This window comes from Streptomyces sp. NPDC057617, from assembly GCF_042800555.1.
Lineage (GTDB): Bacteria > Actinomycetota > Actinomycetes > Streptomycetales > Streptomycetaceae > Streptomyces.
Genome location: NZ_JBHVGV010000006.1, coordinates 343,606 through 361,662 on the forward strand (window position 1 = coordinate 343,606; position 18,057 = coordinate 361,662).

General features: G+C 71.0%; 15 protein-coding genes and 1 tRNA gene. 7 read left to right on the plus strand and 9 right to left on the minus strand.

Annotation, left to right across the window (positions count from 1 at the left end; genetic code table 11):
* Positions 1 to 140 precede the first annotated feature (140 nt).
* From ACFU9P_RS17815 to ACFU9P_RS17825, 3 genes are all read left to right on the plus strand, one after another.
* Positions 141 to 214: transfer RNA gene (locus ACFU9P_RS17815), tRNA-Lys, on the plus strand.
* A gap of 484 nt (positions 215 to 698) precedes the next feature.
* A complete protein-coding gene (locus tag ACFU9P_RS17820) occupies positions 699 to 2,663 on the plus strand; it encodes a glycosyltransferase family 2 protein (protein ID WP_384081573.1) in 1,965 nt (654 codons plus the stop codon).
* Positions 2,660 to 4,612, plus strand: coding sequence for a galactose oxidase-like domain-containing protein (locus tag ACFU9P_RS17825; protein WP_384081576.1), 1,953 nt, complete (start codon positions 2,660 to 2,662; stop codon positions 4,610 to 4,612). Before ACFU9P_RS17820 ends, ACFU9P_RS17825 begins: the two co-directional genes overlap by 4 nt.
* A gap of 66 nt (positions 4,613 to 4,678) precedes the next feature.
* Here ACFU9P_RS17825 and ACFU9P_RS17830 read toward each other — a convergent pair whose 3' ends face one another.
* From ACFU9P_RS17830 to ACFU9P_RS17850, 5 genes are all read right to left on the minus strand, one after another.
* On the minus strand, positions 4,679 to 5,737 hold the full coding sequence (locus ACFU9P_RS17830) for a glycoside hydrolase family 6 protein (protein ID WP_384081579.1): 1,059 nt from the start codon (positions 5,735 to 5,737) through the stop codon (positions 4,679 to 4,681).
* A 183-nt stretch (positions 5,738 to 5,920) separates the two neighbouring features.
* A complete protein-coding gene (locus ACFU9P_RS17835; protein WP_384081582.1) occupies positions 5,921 to 6,409 on the minus strand; it encodes a hypothetical protein in 489 nt (162 codons plus the stop codon).
* 113 nt (positions 6,410 to 6,522) lie between these two features.
* Complete coding sequence (locus tag ACFU9P_RS17840) at positions 6,523 to 7,302, minus strand: HAD-IIA family hydrolase (RefSeq protein WP_046499241.1); 780 nt, start codon at positions 7,300 to 7,302, stop codon at positions 6,523 to 6,525.
* Positions 7,303 to 7,491: 189 nt separating this feature from the next.
* Positions 7,492 to 8,367, minus strand: a complete 876-nt coding sequence (locus tag ACFU9P_RS17845; RefSeq protein WP_376374056.1) for a hypothetical protein — start codon at positions 8,365 to 8,367, stop codon at positions 7,492 to 7,494.
* 208 nt (positions 8,368 to 8,575) lie between these two features.
* A complete protein-coding gene (locus tag ACFU9P_RS17850) occupies positions 8,576 to 9,883 on the minus strand; it encodes an ROK family transcriptional regulator (protein ID WP_384081879.1) in 1,308 nt (435 codons plus the stop codon).
* 227 nt (positions 9,884 to 10,110) lie between these two features.
* On the opposite strand from ACFU9P_RS17850, the gene ACFU9P_RS17855 reads away from it, so the two are divergent.
* Together ACFU9P_RS17855 and ACFU9P_RS17860 are read left to right on the plus strand one after the other, a co-directional pair.
* Entirely contained in the window at positions 10,111 to 11,226 is a 1,116-nt protein-coding gene (locus ACFU9P_RS17855; RefSeq protein ID WP_384081586.1) for a Gfo/Idh/MocA family oxidoreductase, read from the plus strand.
* Positions 11,223 to 11,762 (plus strand): heme-degrading domain-containing protein, encoded by a 540-nt coding sequence (locus ACFU9P_RS17860; RefSeq protein ID WP_384081589.1) that lies wholly within the window; start codon positions 11,223 to 11,225, stop codon positions 11,760 to 11,762. The genes ACFU9P_RS17855 and ACFU9P_RS17860 overlap by 4 nt, the downstream gene beginning before the upstream one ends.
* Positions 11,763 to 11,879: 117 nt before the next feature.
* On the opposite strand, the gene ACFU9P_RS17865 is transcribed toward ACFU9P_RS17860, so the two are convergent.
* The 4 genes from ACFU9P_RS17865 to ACFU9P_RS17880 form a co-directional block, all read right to left on the minus strand.
* Positions 11,880 to 12,740: a fumarylacetoacetate hydrolase family protein gene (locus tag ACFU9P_RS17865; protein WP_384081592.1), complete on the minus strand. Its 861-nt coding sequence runs from the start codon at positions 12,738 to 12,740 to the stop codon at positions 11,880 to 11,882.
* Positions 12,741 to 12,850: 110 nt separating this feature from the next.
* Positions 12,851 to 13,738: a YidC/Oxa1 family membrane protein insertase gene (locus ACFU9P_RS17870; protein WP_384081882.1), complete on the minus strand. Its 888-nt coding sequence runs from the start codon at positions 13,736 to 13,738 to the stop codon at positions 12,851 to 12,853.
* A gap of 208 nt (positions 13,739 to 13,946) precedes the next feature.
* Positions 13,947 to 14,291, minus strand: a complete 345-nt coding sequence (locus ACFU9P_RS17875) for a DUF6412 domain-containing protein (protein WP_384081595.1) — start codon at positions 14,289 to 14,291, stop codon at positions 13,947 to 13,949.
* Positions 14,292 to 14,427: 136 nt separating this feature from the next.
* Positions 14,428 to 14,958: a winged helix-turn-helix transcriptional regulator gene (locus tag ACFU9P_RS17880; RefSeq protein ID WP_384081598.1), complete on the minus strand. Its 531-nt coding sequence runs from the start codon at positions 14,956 to 14,958 to the stop codon at positions 14,428 to 14,430.
* 197 nt (positions 14,959 to 15,155) lie between these two features.
* Between ACFU9P_RS17880 and ACFU9P_RS17885 the strand changes: the two genes are divergently transcribed.
* Positions 15,156 to 16,751: an MFS transporter gene (locus ACFU9P_RS17885; protein WP_384081601.1), complete on the plus strand. Its 1,596-nt coding sequence runs from the start codon at positions 15,156 to 15,158 to the stop codon at positions 16,749 to 16,751.
* A 291-nt stretch (positions 16,752 to 17,042) separates the two neighbouring features.
* Positions 17,043 to 18,047, plus strand: a complete 1,005-nt coding sequence (locus ACFU9P_RS17890) for a tetratricopeptide repeat protein (protein WP_384081604.1) — start codon at positions 17,043 to 17,045, stop codon at positions 18,045 to 18,047.
* The last annotated feature ends 10 nt before the right edge of the window (positions 18,048 to 18,057 follow it).

Sequence of the window (18,057 nt, forward strand, 5' to 3'; positions counted from 1 at the left end):
AGCGCGCCAGTGTCTCAACTATCTGGACAAGTCGCATTTTGACGGATCAAGGGGAAGAAAGGACAATCCGACAGGCCGCAACAGCCATCAAATGGCCAGGACCACCTCCGCGGATCCGGTAGAGTCCTCCAGGTCAGCAGGCGCCGCTAGCTCAGTTGGTTAGAGCAGCTGACTCTTAATCAGCGGGTCCGGGGTTCGAGTCCCTGGCGGCGCACGCGCATACAGAAGCCCCCTCGCACCGAGCGAGGGGGCTTCCCGCGTCTCCGGCGAAGCACCGGGCACCGAAGCACCATGCGCCACGCGCCCGGCCGCGGCACCCGGCACCACCCGCCCGGCCACCACACCGCCGCCACATCCGTCACACTGGCCGCTCACATCGCGTACACAACCGACAATCGTAACTTTTCTTCCTTGCGGTCCCGAGTCAGGTCGGCCAACCTGTTCTGAACGCGTCGACGCCGGCGCGTCGACGCCAATGAGGTACGCGGTCCGAGCAGTTGCAGTTGCGTTTGCGGTTGCAGTCGGACGCGGCGCGAGGGGATACCTCCACGGGCGGGTGCAACCGGACGGCCGCCGTTCTCTGTCCTTGAGTGCGGGGCCGCGGCTGCCGCGCCCGGGGCCGGTGGTCGAGGGGGACCGTTCCGGACGAAACCGTCGGTACCGATCACGCAGCGACCGTGCTCGCGGGGGGATGACTCATGACGTCGACGCCAGAGGGCGCGCAGCAGAACGACGCGTCCCGGACCACACAGCTCCGGATCCCCTCCCATCTCAGAGGCGGCGGCCAGCGCCCCCGGTCCAGGAAGCCCGCGCTCCCCAAGTACGACTACGAGCACTACAGCCGGCTCGCGGGACCGCTCACCCGGCCCGACCCGGACAAGCCGTACACCGTCCGCTACCGCTCGCTCCTCTCCCAGGAGCCGCACCGGATACGCGCCGCCCTGCTCCTCGGCGCGGCGCCGCTGCTCTCGCTCGGGCTCTTCGTCTGGCTGATGCAGCCGCAGCACTGGACCGAGCGCGATCCGAACCTCAAGAACGACACCCTCCTCGTCCTCGACATCGTGATGCTCGTCTCGATCGGACTGATCGAGCTGTTCCGCACGATGAATGTCCTCTCGAACGCCCATGCCACCCTGGTGGCGCGCGACCCCGTCCCCGTCGTACCGGAGAACGGCACCCGCGTCGCCTTCCTCACCTCCTTCGTCCCCGGCAAGGAACCGCTCGCCATGGTCACCAAGACCCTGGAGGCGGCGGTCAGGATCCGGCACCGCGGGCTGATGCATGTCTGGCTGCTCGACGAGGGCGACGACCCGGCCGTCAAGGAGGTGTGCGCCCGTCTCGGGGTGCACCACTTCTCCCGCAAGGGCGTCGCGAAGTGGAACCAGCCCAAGGGAGCGCACCGCGCGAAGACCAAGCACGGCAACTACAACGCCTGGCTGGACGCGCACGGCGACGCGTACGACTTCTTCGCCTCCGTCGACACCGACCACGTACCGATGCCCAACTATCTGGAGCGGATGCTCGGTTACTTCCGCGACCCGGATGTCGGCTTTGTCATCGGCCCCCAGGTGTACGGCAATTACGACACCTTCGTCACCAAGGCCGCCGAGTCGCAGCAGTTCCTCTTCCACGCCCTGATCCAGCGCGCCGGCAACCGCTACGGCGCGCCCATGTTCGTCGGTACGAGCAACGCCGTACGGATCAGCGCGCTGAAGCAGATCGGCGGTCTGTACGACTCGATCACCGAGGACATGGCGACGGGCTTCGAGATGCACCGCGCCAAGAACCCGCGCACCGGCAACAAATGGCGCTCGGTCTACACCCCGGACGTGCTCGCCGTCGGCGAGGGACCGACCGCCTGGACGGACTTCTTCACCCAGCAGCTCCGCTGGTCGCGCGGTACGTACGAGACGATCCTCAAGCAGTACTGGCGGGGGTACGGCACGCTGCCGCCCGGCAAGCTCTTCAACTACACCATGATGATCATCTTCTACCCGATGTCGGCCCTCAACTGGATCCTGGCGGCCTTGAGTTGCGCGCTGTTCCTGGGCATGGGCGCCTCGGGTGTGCAGATCGACCCGGCGATCTGGATGATGCTGTACGGGAATGCCTCGGCGCTCCAGATCGGGCTCTACATCTGGAACCGGCGCCACAATGTCTCGCCGCACGAGCCCGAGGGGTCCGGCGGACTGGCCGGCATGGTGATGTCCGCGCTCTCCGCGCCGATCTACGCCCGCTCGCTGATGGACGCCGTACTGCGCCGGAAGAGCGGTTTCGTGGTGACGCCCAAGGGCGACTCGTCCAGTCCTGACACGCTCTTCGGGACCTTCCGGATCCATCTCTTCTTCATCCTGGTCTTCGGCGGATCGCTGGCCTCGTCCTTCTACTTCGGGCACGACCATCCGGCGATGATCACCTGGGCTTCGCTGGCGATGCTCATCACGGCGGCGCCGATCTTCGCCTGGCGCTGGGGAATGCGCCAGGACAGGAAGAAGCGGAAGGGGCGGGGTCGCGGTGACGCCGGCCCTCCGTCCGGGGGCACGGCCCCGTCCGGGGGCGCGGCGTCCGGAGGCGCGGCTCCCTTCGTACCGCAGCAGCCCGCGGGCCCGCCCGCGGCCACTGATCAGACCATGCAGATTTCCCTTGGGGGACGTAAGAAATGAGCGCCACTCCCGTCCGGCAGAACCACCGCAGAAACCGTGCCCGACGGATTGCGATAGGCGCCGCGGTGGTGGTCGCGGTGGCCGGGGTGAACGGTCCAGCGCTCTACCGGTTCGGCTCGGCGAAATACCACGAGTACACGATCAACCGGCCGGAGTACAAGGCCGAGAACGGGCACTGGGACTTTCTCGACATCCCGTCCGAGTTCCGTATCAACTCGATCCACGCCGCCCTGCTGCACACCGGCAAGGTGCTGCTGATAGCGGGCTCGGGCAACAACCAGAAGAACTTCGACGCGGGGAAGTTCGAGTCGATCCTCTGGGACCCGAAGGCCAATACGTACAAGAAGATCCCGACGCCCAAGGACATGTTCTGCTCCGGGCACACCCAACTGCCGGACGGGAACCTGCTGGTGGCGGGCGGCACCAAGCGGTACGAGAAGCTCAAGGGCGATGTCACCAAGGCCGGCGGCCTGATGATCGTCCACAACGAGGACCCGGACAAGCCGGTCACCCTGCCCGCGGGCACGATGTTCACGGGCAAGGAGAACGGCAAGACCTTTGTCTCCAAGGACCCGGTCCTGGTCGAGAAGGCGAAGAAGATCTTCGATCCGGAGACCGGCGCTTTCCTGCGGACCGAGGCGGGTCTCGGTCGTATCTATGTCGAGGCGCGCCAGTCCGGCAAGAAATACGAGACCGGCACCGAGGACAATTACCGGGTGCAGGGCATGAAGGGCTCCGACGCCCGCAATGTGTACGGCATCGCGCAGAAGCTCGCGCTCGACAAGAAGGACTTCCAGGGCATCAAGGAAGCCTATGAGTTCGATCCGCTGGCGGAGAAGTACATCACCGTCGACCCGATGAACGAGGCACGCTGGTATCCGACGCTGACCACCCTTGAGGACGGCAAGGTACTGGCGCTGTCGGGTCTCGACGAAATCGGCCAGATAGTCCCCGGCAAGGACGAGATCTACGACCCGAAGACCAAGTCGTGGGAGTACACGGGAATCATCAGGAAGTTTCCCACCTACCCGGCGATCTTCCTTCTGGACAACGGCAAGCTCTTCTACAGCGGCTCGAACGCCGGTTACGGCCCGGCCGATGTCGGCCGTGATCCGGGCATCTGGGATCTGGAGACGAACAAGTTCAAGAAGATTCCGGGGCTGAGCGATCCCGACCGGATGGAGACATCGGCGACGGTCATGCTGCCGCCCGCCCAGGACCAGAAGTTCATGGTCATCGGCGGGGGCGGGGTCGGCGAGTCCGAGAAGTCGAGTGAGAAGTCCCGGCTGGTCGACCTCAAGGCCCGCGACCCGCGCTTCACGGACGGCCCGGCGCTGGAGAAGGGCACCCGCTATCCGAGCGCCTCGCTGCTGCCCGACGACTCCGTACTGATCACCGGCGGCTCCGAGGACTACCGGGGGCGCGGCGGCTCGGACGTCCTCCAGGCACGGCTGTACGACCCGAAGGCGGCCTCGTACGATCGGGTCGCCGATCCGGCGGTGGGCCGCAATTACCACTCGGGCTCGGTCCTGCTGCCCGACGGCCGGGTCATGGTCTTCGGCTCGGACCCGCTCTACTCGGACAAGGCCAACACCAAGCCGGGCGTCTTCGAGCAGCGCGTCGAGATCTACACGCCGCCGTATCTCTTCCGGGACGAGCGGCCTGTGCTCTCGGGCGGGCCGAAGAGTGTGAAGCGGGGCGGGACGGCGGAGTTCAGGACGGCGGACCCCGGGGCGATCGCGTCGGCGAAGCTGATGCGGCCCAGCGCGGTCACGCATGTCACCGATGTCGAACAGCGGTCGGTGGCACTGGACGTGAAGAAGACGGCGGACGGTATCGAGGTCACGGTCCCGAAGAACAGGGCGCTGGTGCCGTCGGGCTGGTACATGCTGTTCGTCACGGACACGAAGGGCACGCCGTCCGAGGGCGTGTGGGTGGAGATTCCGTAGGGCCTGTGGGCGGGGGCGGTACGGGCAGCGCGCCGCGTCCGCCCGCCAACCCCCGCGCCCGCCGCGCTACTTCGTGTTGCGCGCCAGCTCCAGGGCGTACTCCGGATACCACTCGCCCGCCTTGGGCCCGCCCTTGCAGTCGCCGTCCGACTCCCCGGGCCGCTTCACCCACAGATACGCCTTGACCAGCGGGTCACCGGTGTCGGTGGTCGGCGCCTCGCCGAGGGCGCGGCCCGGGGGGTTGCACCAGGTCTCGCCCGGATCGCCGCCGGTGTACGGGCCGTTGCCGTTGCGGCTGGTGTCGATCACGAACGGCTTGCCGCCGACCTTCTCGGAGAGCCGCCTGCCGAAGTCCGCGCTCGCGCCGGTCGGGTAGAAGTTGGAGACATTGACCGCGAAGCCGTCCGCCGCGGCGATGCCCGCGCGCTGGAGCGGTTCGAAGAGCGCGTCGGGCGACTGCCAGCCCGCGTTCCCCGCGTCGACGTAGACCGAGGTGGCGGGCTGCTGCTTGAGCCGCTCGACGGCGCCCTTGAGCAGGTCGTACCGCTCCTCGTGGTACGCCTCCGGGGTGCAGCCGTCCACCAGGTGCAGTACGGCGTCGGGCTCCAAGACCACGGTGGCGCGGCGGTCGGCTATGCCCTGGGCGACCTGGTCGATCCAGGCACGGTACGCGTTGCCGTCCACGGCGCCGCCCTTGGAGAACTGGCCGCAGTCGCGGTGCGGGATGTTGTAGAGGACCAGCAGGGCGTCCCGGTCGGCCTTCGCCGCCGCTTCGGTGAAACCTTTGGTCTGGGCCTCGGGGGTGTCGGGGCCGATCCACTCGGCGACCGGCTGTTCGGCGATCTTCCTGATCAGCCCGGCGTTCGCGGTGTCGCCCCGGCCGGCGTACGCGGCGGCCTCCCGGGCCGCCGTGCCGTCGGGGTTGACCCAGTACGGTGCCTCCGCCTTGGGGCGCTGGCCGATCGGAGCCATCTTCGTACCGCCGTCACCGCCGCCGTCCGCACCGCCGTCGCCGCCGGACGAACAGCCCGCGACGAGCAGCACCGCACCCGCCGACGCCCCCACCGCGCCCGCCCTCAGCACCGCGCGGACGCGCGCGCCCCGGCCGGAATAACTGCCGTACATCCACTCCCCCTTGACGCACCGTGACCCGGAGCGCGCACCCCCCGCGCCTCCGGACCTCCCCTGCCCGCCGGTCGGGACCGGCCGCCACCAATCCTGGCACAGGAGCCCGATCCGCCCGGCGGATCGAGCGGCTTCGTGCGGCTTCGTGGGCGAGCTGTGACGACAGGCGCGTCGACAGCCGCGTCAGAGACGGCGGTCGTGGCTCGCGTCCGGTTGCAGGTCCGGGTCCCGGGCGTCGCGCCGCCGCCGGGCGCCCCGGAAGGCCACCGCGACCGCGGCGACGCCCGCGAGGACCAGGCCGACCACGGCCTGCGGGGCGCCGGGCCCGGCGGACTCGTCCCGTGGGCTGCCGGGTTCCTCAGCCCGCGCCGGATGAGCGGGACCGTATGCCGGCGGGCCGCCGCTGCCGATCTGCACCGGGCCGAACGGCGTGGGCAGGGCTCCGGGGCGGCGCTGCCCGGGGCAGGTTCCGTGAGCCGTCGCCGTACCGCTCGTACAGCCGTCCGCCCCGGCCCCGGCTTCTCCGCCGAGGGTCACGGCCGACGGGGTCAGTGTGCCCCGCACGGAATCGTGGTCCTGGACGGCGCCGCCGGCGCCGGTGACGAGGACCGGTACGGCCACCACCACGGCGGCCGCACCCGCGGCACGGAGAGCGAGCAACCCTGGACGCATCGTGGACCTCCTGACGCCGACGCTCCATCCCGACATCTCAGAGACTCACGCGTCCCCGGTCCTTCCGCATCCGCAGCGCGCGCCGCCCGCCCGCCATTCCCCCGCTGACGTGCTCAGATGCGATCGACCAGATCGGCGATCGAGTCAACGACCGTGGAGGGCCGGAAGGGATAGCGGTCGATGTCGCCGGGCGCGGTCAGTCCGCTCAGCACCAGGAAGGTCTCCATCCCCGCCTCCAGACCGGCGAGGACGTCGGTGTCCATCCGGTCGCCGATCATCGCGCTGGTCTCGGAGTGCGCGCCGATCGCGTTGAGTCCCGTCCGCATCATCAGCGGGTTGGGCTTGCCCGCGAAGTACGGGTCCTTGCCGGTGGCCTTGGTGATCAGCGCGGCCACGGCGCCGGTCGCGGGCAGCGGGCCCTCGGTCGACGGGCCGGTCTCGTCGGGGTTGGTGCAGATGAACCGCGCTCCGCCGTTGATCAGCCGGATCGCCCTGGTCAGCGCCTCGAAGCTGTATGTACGGGTCTCGCCGAGCACCACATAGTCCGGCTCGTGGTCGGTGAGGATGTAGCCGATGTCGTGCAGGGCGGTGGTCAGTCCCGCCTCGCCGATGACATACGCCGTACCGCCGGGCCGCTGGTCCTCCAGGAATCTGGCGGTGGCGAGCGCCGAGGTCCAGATGTTGTCCACGGGCACGTCGAGCCCCATCCGGGCGAGCCGGGCCTGGAGATCGCGCGGGGTGTAGATGGAGTTGTTGGTGAGGACGAGGAACGGCTTGCCCGACTCCTTCAGGCGCTTCATGAACTCGGCGGCGCCGGGGATCGGTACCCCTTCGTGAATGAGCACGCCGTCCATGTCGGTGAGCCAGGACTCGATCGGCTTGCGCTCTGCCACTGGACTGTTCTCCGCTCTGGGGTGGCCAATAATGCGTGGTCCGACACGCCCAGCGTAACGAGGGTGTACAGCGGGAGCCGCAGACGGGCTCTCGTCCCGTACGGCACTCGTACGGCACTCCCGCGGCGCTTGTACGGCGGCTCGTCCAGCGGCTTGCGGCGGCTCGTCCAGCGGCTTGTCCGGAGGTTGTCAGTGCCGTTCGGTACGGTCGGTACGGAGTCGTCGGGCACCGACGACCAAGAGGACTCCGGCGATGAGCAGTGCGGCCACCGCGGCGGTACGGCCCACGAGGTCGCCTTCCAGTCCCGCGCGGGCGAGTTGACCGGTGCCGGTCGGCCGGTCGCCGGGGTGGGAGTGGCCGACGGTGGGCGCGGGTGTCCTCGTACCGGTGCCCTTGGCGGATCCGTCGCCGCCGGTGCTGTTGCCTTCGGGTTTGCGGACGGCCAGCCGGTACGCGTCGGACTCCCCGACCCAGTCGCCGTCCCGGCCCCGCCGCTGGACGGCCGCGGCGGTGATCATGACCTTGTTGGGCTCGGTGTTCGCGGCGAACGCGAGCCGCGCGTGGACGGTGACGGTACGGCCGGCCGGTACGGCGAAGCCCGGCGAGCCGTCGTCGAGTACGCCGATGATCTCGTCCCGCTCGGTCTTCTCCAGCGGCAGCGCGTGCCAGCGCCCCGCGCCATCGGTCATCTCCAGGGTGAGCTGGGAGGCGGTGAGCGCCCGGTGCCGGTCGACGAGGACGAGCACGGGATGGATGTCGCGGCACGTCTCGGCGGTGGTGTTGGTGAGTTCGAGCGCCCACGACCCGGCGGCACCGCCGGGCCGGTAGGCGTCGGGCCCGCCGAGGATCCGTGAGGTGATCGGGAACTCGGGGTCGGAGAGCTTGCCGCACCGGGGACCGGGGGCGGCAGGCAGGGACACGGCCTGTTCGAGGGCGGGCAGGGCCTGTACGGGGACGGGCAGCGGCACGGCTCGTACGGGGACGGGCAGGGCGTGGGCCGTCATCGGCGCGATCGTCGTCGTGGCCACGGTGATTCCGGTGGCGAGGGCGTGACGCAGTCGCATGGGTGGCGTGGCCTTTGCTGCTCGCGGGTCGCGTTGGTGTGCTGGTCGGTGTGCTGCGGGACATGGCCGGGCGCCCGGGCCGCACCGGACAGGACACGACCCGAGCCCCTGTCACGCTGCCATGCGACCGCGGGCCGTCCGGAGCGCCACGACCCCGAACAGCCGGAAAATCACATGAACACACCCCATCAGCCCAGTTCCGGCTCCGTCAGCCCAGTTCCGACTCCCGCCGATGGCCGAAGACCGGTGCGAGAACAAGTTGCGCCGCTCCCTCGGCGACCGGGTGCGGCCCGCCCTCGGCCGCGGTGACGGGGATGACCGCGCCCCGGGCCCGTTCGGCGACGACCGCGCCGACTCCCCGTACAAAACACGCCTCGTGCGCGGCGATCGTTCGGCCGCCGAGCAGGACGCGGTCGATGTCGAGCAGGCCGACGAGGTTCGCCGCGCCTGCGCCGAGCACCCGCGCCGCCTCCGGCAGATCACCGCGGGCGACGGCGGCGAGACAGAGCGCCTCGATACAGCCGCGGTTGCCGCAGTCGCAGCGGGGCCCGTCGAGCTGGATGACCTGGTGCCCGAACTCCCCGGCCCCGGTGCGGGCCCCGCGGTGCAGTCCGCCGCCGAGCACGAGCCCGGCGCCCAGTCCCGTACCGAGATGGAGATACGCGAAGGAGTCGCCGGCCCCGCGCAGGGCGAGACCGAGGGCGGCGGCGTTGGTGTCCTTGTCCAGGACGACGGGAAGCTGAAGCCGCGCGGCGAGCGCCTCGCGCAGCGGAAACCCCTCCCACTCCGGAAACCCGGTGACCCGCCCGGGCACCCCGGCCCGATGGTCGAGCGGCCCGGGCATGGCGACGCCGACGCCGAGTACGTCCTGCGCGCCGTCGCACTCACCGGCCACCAAGTCCGGCCGCATCCCGGCTCGCAGGGAGGTCCCGGCTCGTACGGAGGCCTCGGCCCCGGAGGCTACGGAGGTCCTGGCCGCGGGGGCTGCGGAGGTCCCGGGGCCGGGGGGTACGGGGGCGCCCGCTCGTACGGAGGTCCCGGCCGTGGGGGCGACGCCCACGCGCCCGGCGCCGACCGGCATGTCGAGCCGCGCGCCCGCCCGTACCCTCGCCGCCCGCAGCGCTTCCGCGCGGACCGCGTCGACCTGGACCGCCGCCGTCTCGATGACCTGGTCCGCTCCCGCGCCGAGGTCGAGGGGGACCGTGCGTACCGCGACCAGAGCACCGGACAGGTCCACCAGGACCGCCGTCAGTTCGTCGCGGTCCAGGTGCAGGCCGACCGCGGAGGCGGCGGAGGGGACCAGCCGCAGTACGGTCCTGGGCTTGCCGCCCGTGGAGGCGCGGCGGCCGGCCTCCGTGGCCATGCCCTCCGTACGCAGCCGGGCCGTGATCTTGCTGACCGCCTGCGGGGTGAGGCCGGTCCGCTCGGCGAGTTCCAGCCGGCTGATCCCCGCGTCGCCCGCCGCGCGCAGCAGATCGAGGACCAGGGCCGCGTTGTGGCTGCGCAGTACCGGCAGATTGGCCCCGGCGCCCGCGGTCCCGGCGACCGTACTGCCGGTGACGGCACCGCCGGTGACCGTACCGCCGGTAGCCGCACCACCAGTGACCGTACCCCCGGTAGCCGTACCGCTGGTGACGGCCGCGCTACCCCCGGCTACTCCCGTGACATCCCCGTTTCTTCTCTCCACGTCCGCCATTCTCCCTCGTGGTTGCACTTTGGCAACGCCGTTGCTTAAGTGGAGCCATGACCTTGACTGGTACCCGCACCGGCCCCCGTACCGGCACCCCGCTGCGCGTCGGACTCGTGGGCTACGGCCTCGCGGGCTCCGTCTTCCATGCCCCGCTGATCGCCACCACGGACGGGCTCGTCCTCGACACGATCGTCACCGCGAGCCCGGAGCGCCGGGAGCAGGCGCGCGCCGAGTTCCCGGACGTACGGTTCGCCACGTCGCCGGTCGAGCTGTGGGAGCGCGCGAACGAGCTCGACCTGATCGTCATCGCCTCCCCCAACAAGACGCATGTCCCGCTCGCGACGACCGCCCTCAAGGCCGGTCTGTCGGTGGTCGTGGACAAGCCGGTCGCGGGCAGCGCGGCCGAGGCGCGCGAGCTGGCCGCGCTCGCCGAGGCGCGCGGGCTGCTGCTCTCGGTCTTCCACAACCGCCGCTGGGACAACGACTTCCTCACGCTGGCCCGGCTCATCGACACCGGCCGGCTCGGTGACGTACAGCGCTTCGAGTCCCGCTTCGAGCGGTGGCGCCCGCAGCTGAAGGGCGGCTGGCGCGAGTCGGGCGCGGCGGAGGAGATCGGCGGGCTGCTGTACGACCTGGGCAGCCATGTCGTCGACCAGGCGCTGGTCCTGTTCGGCCCGGCGGAGCGGGTGTACGCGGAGACGGACGTACGCCGTCCGGGCGCCGCGACCGACGACGACACGTTCATCGCGGTCACCCACACGAACGGCGTCCGCTCCCATCTGTACGTCAGCGCCACCGCGGCCCAGCTCGGCCCGCGCTTCCGGGTGCTCGGTTCGACTGCGGGGTATGTGAAGCACGGTCTCGACCCGCAGGAGGCGGACCTGCGCGAGGGCAAGCGGCCGGGCACGGCGGCCGGCTGGGGCGTGGAGCCCGAGTCGCTGTGGGGGCGGATCGGCGCGGGCGAGTCGCCGCTGACCGGGGGCGGCCACCCGGTGGAGACCGAACCGGGCGACTACCCGGCGTACTACGCGGGCATCGCCACCGCGCTGCGCAAGGGCATCGCGCCTCCGGTGACGGCGTACGAGGCGGCGGCGACGCTGGAGGTCCTGGAGGCGGCACGGCGCTCGGCCCAGGAGGGCACGGTCATCACCCTGGAGACCCAGTCATGAGCGCCGCGTCCTCCGCACCGGCTACGGGCCCGGCTTCGGGGCCAGCTCCGACTTCGGCTCAGGCATCGGCTTCGGCCCAGGCCCCCGGTGTCGCCGAACTGGAAGCCCAGGAAGTCCGGCTGACGCTCCGTCAGTTCACCTACGACGACGCGTGGACGCTCGGCTGCCTGCTGGTCGAGCTGGCGCGCGAGCGCAACGCCCCGGTCGCGATCGACATCCGCCGCGGCCCCCAGCAGCTCTTCCACTGCGCGCTCCCCGGCTCGTCGGCGGACAACGACGCCTGGATCGACCGCAAACGCCGGGTCGTGGAACGGTACGGCGCCAGCTCGCTCCTCGTCGGCACCCGCTTCCGCGCCAAGGGCACCACCTTCGAGAACTCCTCCCGCCTGGACCCGGACTTCTACGCGGCCCACGGCGGCTCGTTCCCACTGGCGGTGGAGGGCGCGGGCATCATCGGCACGGTCACGGTCTCGGGCCTCCCCCAGGCGGAGGACCACGCGCTGGTGGTGGAGGCGCTGGAACGCTTGCGCGGCTGACGTTTTCCGTGTCCTCAATCGCCGGACAGGCCGCTGTGTCCTCAATCGCCGGACGGGCTGATTTTCCGCCCGTCCGGCGACACACCAAGCCCGTCCGGCGATTGAGGACAAAAGACGCTACGCGTCTTTGAATTCCTGGCGCTGCTTGCCCAGCCCCTCGATCTCCAGCTCCACCACATCCCCCGCCCGCAGATACGGCTTCGGCTCCGGCTTGCCCAGCGCCACCCCCGCCGGCGTACCCGTGTTGATGACATCACCCGGGTACAGCGTCATGAACTGGCTCACGTACCGCACCACTTCGCCCACGCCGAAGATCTGGTCGGCCGTCGTGCCGTTCTGCTGGAGTTCGCCGTTGACCCACAGCCGCATCGGCAGCGCCTGCGGGTCCGGTATCTCGTCCGCCGTCACCAGCCAGGGCCCCAGCGGGTTGAACGTCTCGCAGTTCTTGCCTTTGTCCCACGTACCGCCGCGCTCGATCTGGAACTCGCGCTCGGAGACATCGTTCGACACCGCGTACCCGCCCACGTGCGCGAGGCCGTCCTCCACGGAGTCCAGATAGCGGGCCGTACGTCCGATGACCACCGCAAGCTCGACCTCCCAGTCGGTCTTACGGCTGCCCCGCGGCACCAGCACGGTGTCCTCGGGTCCGACCACCGTGTCCGGCGCCTTGAAGAAGATGATCGGCTCACCCGGTATCTCGGCACCGGTCTCCCGGGCATGGTCGTGGTAGTTCAGCCCGATGCACACGATCTTGCCGATACGGGCGAGCGGCGGCCCGGTCCGTACACCCTCGCCGTCCAGCACTGGCAGTTCACCGGCGGCTGCCGCGGCCCTGATCCGGTCGAGCGCGGCCTCATCGGCGAGCAGCGCCCCGTCGATATCCGTGACCAGCCCGGACAGATCCCGAAGGGTCGTCCCGTCCTGGTCGAGCAGGGCCGGGCGCTCCGCCCCCGCCGTACCGACACGCAGCAGCTTCATCGTCTGTCTCCCTCTGGTCGAGCTGGTCGAGCGTTTTCGAGGCCGAATCGAGCGGTTTTGGGCCGATGGGCGCGGCCATCGGGGATTGTTCGATCCTCCAAGACATCCGATCACTCCGCAAGTCCCTGTTCATAACCTGGACCACGTCCCTGACCTGCACGGCGCCCGCGCCCGCGCCCGGGGCCAGGGCCGGGGCCGGGGCCGCCCGCAACGGGCCCGCGTCCCGCTTTCGCGCTCCCCGCTTTCGCGCTCCCTGCTTCCGCGCGCTCCGCTTTCGCCGCCGCCATGTCCCGATACATGTCCCGGTAGAGGAAGTACCGCTCGACCGCCGTCCACGTCGTACTTGTCACCACGTACAGCGCCGCCGCCAGCGGCACCACCCCGACGGTGAACAGCGTCGCGAAGGAGAGCAGCGGCATCATCTTCGTCATCGCGCCCATGCCCGGGAGTTGCTGCCCGTCCGGCCCGGCCGGCATCGCGGGCATGGCCGCCATCTGGATCCGGGTCCGCCGGAAGGTGAAGGTGGCGACCCCGGCGACGATCGCGAAGAGCGCCACGTACACCAGTCCCGCCGCACCGAACATCCCGCCGTGCGCGAGCGCGTCCGTCCAGCGACCGCCGAGGGGCGCGGCGAAGAGGGAGTGACCGAGGAGTTCGTTCTGCCCGCCGCCGATCGTCCGGTTGGAGAAGAGGTGGTACATCAGGAAGAACGCCGGCATCTGCAACAGGCTGGGCAGACAGCCCGACAGCGGCGAGATCTTCTCCTTGGCGTGCAGTTCCATGAGGGCCTTCTGCAGGCGCTCGGGGTTCTTGGCGTGCTTCTTGCGCAGTTCGGCGATCTGCGGGGCGATTTTGGTACGGGCCTTCTGACCACGGGCGGAGGCGCGGGAGAGCGGGTGGACGGCCAGCCGTACGCAGGCGGTGAAGAGGACGATCGCCGCGGCGGCGGCCCCGGCGTGGAAGAGCGGCTGGAGCAGATCGGCGAGGCCGGTGACCATGCCGGCGAATACGGACAGGAAGACGGAGAAGACAGCGGACAAGGTGAGCCCTCCGTGGGGTCTCGTCGTGCCGGTTGGACGGAGCCGCGCCGAAGGTGCGAACGGCAGGGCTGGTCCAGGGAAGTGCGCCGCAGGGCGGCGATTCGGCGTGACGACCCGCGCGGGGTCCGGGGAGCCCGAAAGCGGAAATGTGTAGCGGTACGTGCCCCTACGCGGCCGTCGCGAGGCGACGGCCGGGCGCCCGGGGCCTGGTGCGGCCCGAGGCGTCGGGATCCCGCTGGGGCAGGAAGGCGGTGCGCTGCTCGCGGTCGCGGATGGCCGTACGTACCCGCTGCGGCGGATGCGCCGGTACGGAGCGGGCGGTGATGACGGCGCAGGCGGCGAGCGCGGAGCCCGCTGCTGCGGTGGCGGCGAGCGCGACGGCGGCGGAGAGGCTGCCGGCGTCGACCAGCAGGACCAGCAGGACTTGCAGTACTTCGGTGAGGAGGAAGAGCAGCAGTCCGGCGGGGCGCGGCATCCGGAGAGCCGGGAGCGGACCGTGGACCATGCCCATGGCCTGCCCCTCTCGCGCTCGTGTCCCGTGTACCCGCTTGTACCCGCTCGTGTCCGGGATCCCGTGTATCAGTGTCGTATCCGGACGGCTTCGCGGCGTGTCTGCACGAGACATACCGCTTCAGCCTCTTCAGCCGTTATACACGACCGGTCTCCAGGGGCTGAAGCAGTCGGCGGGGCCGGAGCAGCGCACGGCTCACCGGATCGGCCGGATCCGGGTCGAGCCCCTCGCCCGGCAGCATCTCCACATCGCGCGGCGGTACGGCCGTACCGCAGGCGGGGCACTCGCCGTACGAGCCCAGCTCCGTACCGCAGGTGGCGTGCGTGAACACCCGGAGCGGCTTCGTACCGTCCACATGTGCCGTACCCCACACCCCGAGCGACCGCAGCACCGGCCAGAGGTCGGTCCCGCGCTCGGTCAGTACGTACTCGTCGCGCGGCGGAGAGTCCTGATAGCGCCGCTTCTCCAGGACACCGGCGCGCTCCAGGGCCTGGAGGCGGGCGGCGAGAACGGCGCGGGGCAGGCCGAGATGGGCGAGGAAGTCGTTGTAGCGGCGGATGCCGTAGAAGGCGTCGCGGATGACGAGGAGCGTCCAGCGCTCGCCGATGACCTCCAGTGCGCGGGCCATCGAGCACTGCTGTGTGGCGTAGTCCTTGCCCAGAGCCATGGAATCAGCTTAACAAGATCTGGGTTCAATGAATGAACCTAGGCTGTTACGCTCGGCGGGGTCGGTGGGTTCATTCACCGAACCTACGAGTGGGGCTGCTGAGGTCCACAAGTCCACAACCGGGATCCGCCACGGATCCGTCACCGAGATCCGCCACGGATCAGCCGAGATCCGCCACCGAGGGGGACAAGACCGTCATGGCCGAGGCTCAGCCCAACCCGCAATCCGCCGCAGACCGGGCGAGTGCCGGAGCGAGTGCCCGTACGAGCGCCGGAGCGAGTGCCCGTACGAGCGCCGGTACGAGCGCCGGTACGAGCGCCCGCACCCGTACCCGTACCGACAGCGCCCGTACCCGTACCGACAGCGCCCGTACCTGTACCGACACCGGCGCCCCGGACCCGCACGTCAGCGCCCCGCCCACCGCCCACGCGGTCCTCCGCCCCGCCGCGACCCTCGCCGTGACCAGCGCGGCCACCGTCGTCGCGCTGATGAACTACACGGCCCCGCTCCTCACCCTCCCGAGCATGAGCGCCGCCTTCGGCACCCCGCTCTCCGCCCAGGCCTGGCTCATAAACGGCATGCCGCTCGGTCTCGCCGCCGTCCTGCTGGTCGCGGGCAGCCTCGCCGACGACTACGGCCGGCGCCGGATCTTCCTTCTGGGCACCCTCGCTCTCGGTGTCACCACCGCGCTCGGCAGCCTGGCCGACAGCACGCTCCTCTTCACCCTGGCCCGGGTGGCGCAGGGCACGGCGAGCGCGGCGGTCATCGCGAGCAGTCTCGGGCTGCTGGTCCACGCGTTCCCGGCCGGGCTCGCGCGGATCAGGGCGACGGGGGTGTGGGGCGCGTTCGTCAGCGCGGGCATAGCCCTGGGGCCGCTGCTGGCCGGCGGGCTGAACGAAGTGAGCGATTCCGGCTGGCGCCTGACGTACGCCGTGCTCGGCGCGGCCGCCCTGGTCACCGCCGGCTTCGCCGTCCGCGTACTCGCCGAGTCGCGCGCCGCTCACCGGAACCGGCCCGATCTGGCGGGCGCCCTCGCCCTCGCGCTGGCCTTCACCGCCCTGCTGAGCGCGCTCACCCTGGGCCGGGACGGCTGGCTGCGGGCGCCGGTGCTGCTTCTGCTGCTGGCCTCGGCCGTACTCACCGGGCTGTTCGCCGTGATCGAACGGCGCGCCGCCGCGCCCGTCTTCGACCTGGGGCTGCTGCGCCGTCCGCTGTTCGGGGCGGCGTCGACGGGCGCGCTGTTCACCGGGCTCGCGGTGATCGGGCTGATGAGCTACATGCCGTCGCTGATCCAGCAGACCATTCATATGTCGGCACTGGGCTCGGCGTGGCTCTTCCTCCTCTGGTCCGGTACGGCCTTCGCGGTCGCCCTCCAGGCCCGGCGCCTCGCGGGCCGGGTGGCCGCCCGCCACCAGCTCGCCCTCGGTTTCGTCCTGCACGCGGCAGGCGCGCTGGGGATGCTGGGCGCGCTGGGCGCGGGGTCCTGGGTACGGCTGGTGCCGGGCCTGTTCGTCGCGGGCGCCGGCAGCGGCCTGCTGAACGCGGCACTGCCACGCCTGTCCGTCGAGTCGGTCCCCCAGGAGCGCGCAGCGATGGGCTCGGGCGCCAACAACACGGCCCGCTACCTGGGTTCGTCGGCCGGCGTCGCCCTGATCATCGCGGTAGCCACCTCCGTAACCGACCCAGCCCACGGCACGGACCTCGCGATCCTGGTATCAGCGGCCCTGACCCTGGCGGGCGCGACGGCGGTCCTGGCGCTGAGGGACCGCGGGGCGCGCGGGACGGCGGGGTGAGGGGTACGGGGGGCGGGGGCCGGGGGCCGGGGCGGGCGTACGGGACGGGGACGAGGGGACAGGGGACCGGGCGGGGCCGGGGCCGGCGTGCGGGACGGGGGCCGGGGCCGGGCAGGGCCGCAGGGCCAGGCGAGGACAGGAGACCGGGGCGGGCGAGGGACCGTTCGTACGACGACGCCGGCCCCCGGACAAGCGGGGCGCGGCCGGGGCGCGGGCCTCGGCCTCCGGGCTTGGCCTCCGGGCGTGGCCTCGGCCTCCGGGCGCGGCCCGTACAGCAGTACGGTGTGGACCATGCGCCCCGACATGCCTGCCGACCACCCCACGGAAGCCGAGCGCCTGCTGCGTACGGCGGCCCAGTACCCCGAGGATCACGAGCCCCTGCTCCTCCAGGCCGCGGCCCATCTCGAACTGGCCGGCGACCACGACCGCGCCACCGCCCTGTACGACACCCTCCTCGCGGGCTCCCCCGACCACCCCCACCTGGTGAAGGCCCTCAAGGCGGCCAACCTCTGGGAGTACGGCCACGAGGCCGAGGCCCGCGCGATCATCGAAGGCCTGCGCACCGCCGCCCCGCTGGACCCGGCGCCCTGGGAGATCGTGGCCGAGACGCTGGAGTCGCACGACGAACTGCCGGCCGCCCACGACGCCTTCTCCACGGCCCTGAACCTGCTGCTCACCCCGGGCGAAGAGGTCCCGTACCCGACGCACAGCCTGCTGGCCGGCCGCCACCGCGTCCGCCGTCTGCTCGGCCTGGACCACGACGACTGGGACGCCCTCGCCGACCGCGTCCACCCCTCACCGGTCCCCCTGGACGAACTGCACGACCCCAAACGCCTCTGGGCCCTGGGCTCCGACAACCCGGCCGAACTCCAGGCCGAGATCACGCGTCTCCGCGCCGAACTGGGCTCGTACCGCACGGCGTTGTCCCGCCCGTTCCCCGTCGCGGTCCTGCACTGGCCGGAGTCCGAACTGACCGAACTCCTCGCCGCCTACCCGACCCTGACCGCCGAATACCCCTCGCACGAGGCCCACCTGTCCCAACTGGAAGCCTCCCTCCGCGACTTGGCCGCCACCGGCACCCCCAACCTCGGCATCGTCACCGCCACGGTCCCGTCGTACGAAGCCTTCGCGGCCTCGGAACAGTCCTCCCCGGCCAACCCCGACCTCCTCCCCCAATACGCCACCACCCTCGCCGCCCGAGGCCGAGCCACCCCCTGGCCCCCACCCCGCACCACCCCCTGCTGGTGCACCTCAACCAAGCCCTACCGCGACTGCCACGGCACCCCATCGTCCTGATCGGCCGGCG

Excerpts from the sequence above, each read along its gene's own strand:
- ACFU9P_RS17820 (WP_384081573.1), top strand. The coding sequence starts at position 699 with ATGACGTCGACGCCAGAGGGCGCGCAGCAGAACGACGCGTCCCGGACC.
- ACFU9P_RS17825 (WP_384081576.1), top strand. The coding sequence starts at position 2,660 with ATGAGCGCCACTCCCGTCCGGCAGAACCACCGCAGAAACCGTGCCCGA.
- ACFU9P_RS17830 (WP_384081579.1), bottom strand. The coding sequence starts at position 5,737 with ATGTACGGCAGTTATTCCGGCCGGGGCGCGCGCGTCCGCGCGGTGCTG.
- ACFU9P_RS17835 (WP_384081582.1), bottom strand. The coding sequence starts at position 6,409 with ATGCGTCCAGGGTTGCTCGCTCTCCGTGCCGCGGGTGCGGCCGCCGTG.
- ACFU9P_RS17845 (WP_376374056.1), bottom strand. The coding sequence starts at position 8,367 with ATGCGACTGCGTCACGCCCTCGCCACCGGAATCACCGTGGCCACGACG.
- ACFU9P_RS17855 (WP_384081586.1), top strand. The coding sequence starts at position 10,111 with ATGACCTTGACTGGTACCCGCACCGGCCCCCGTACCGGCACCCCGCTG.
- ACFU9P_RS17860 (WP_384081589.1), top strand. The coding sequence starts at position 11,223 with ATGAGCGCCGCGTCCTCCGCACCGGCTACGGGCCCGGCTTCGGGGCCA.
- ACFU9P_RS17865 (WP_384081592.1), bottom strand. The coding sequence starts at position 12,740 with ATGAAGCTGCTGCGTGTCGGTACGGCGGGGGCGGAGCGCCCGGCCCTG.
- ACFU9P_RS17870 (WP_384081882.1), bottom strand. The coding sequence starts at position 13,738 with ATGGTCACCGGCCTCGCCGATCTGCTCCAGCCGCTCTTCCACGCCGGG.
- ACFU9P_RS17875 (WP_384081595.1), bottom strand. The coding sequence starts at position 14,291 with ATGGGCATGGTCCACGGTCCGCTCCCGGCTCTCCGGATGCCGCGCCCC.
- ACFU9P_RS17880 (WP_384081598.1), bottom strand. The coding sequence starts at position 14,958 with ATGGCTCTGGGCAAGGACTACGCCACACAGCAGTGCTCGATGGCCCGC.
- ACFU9P_RS17885 (WP_384081601.1), top strand. The coding sequence starts at position 15,156 with ATGGCCGAGGCTCAGCCCAACCCGCAATCCGCCGCAGACCGGGCGAGT.
- ACFU9P_RS17890 (WP_384081604.1), top strand. The coding sequence starts at position 17,043 with ATGCGCCCCGACATGCCTGCCGACCACCCCACGGAAGCCGAGCGCCTG.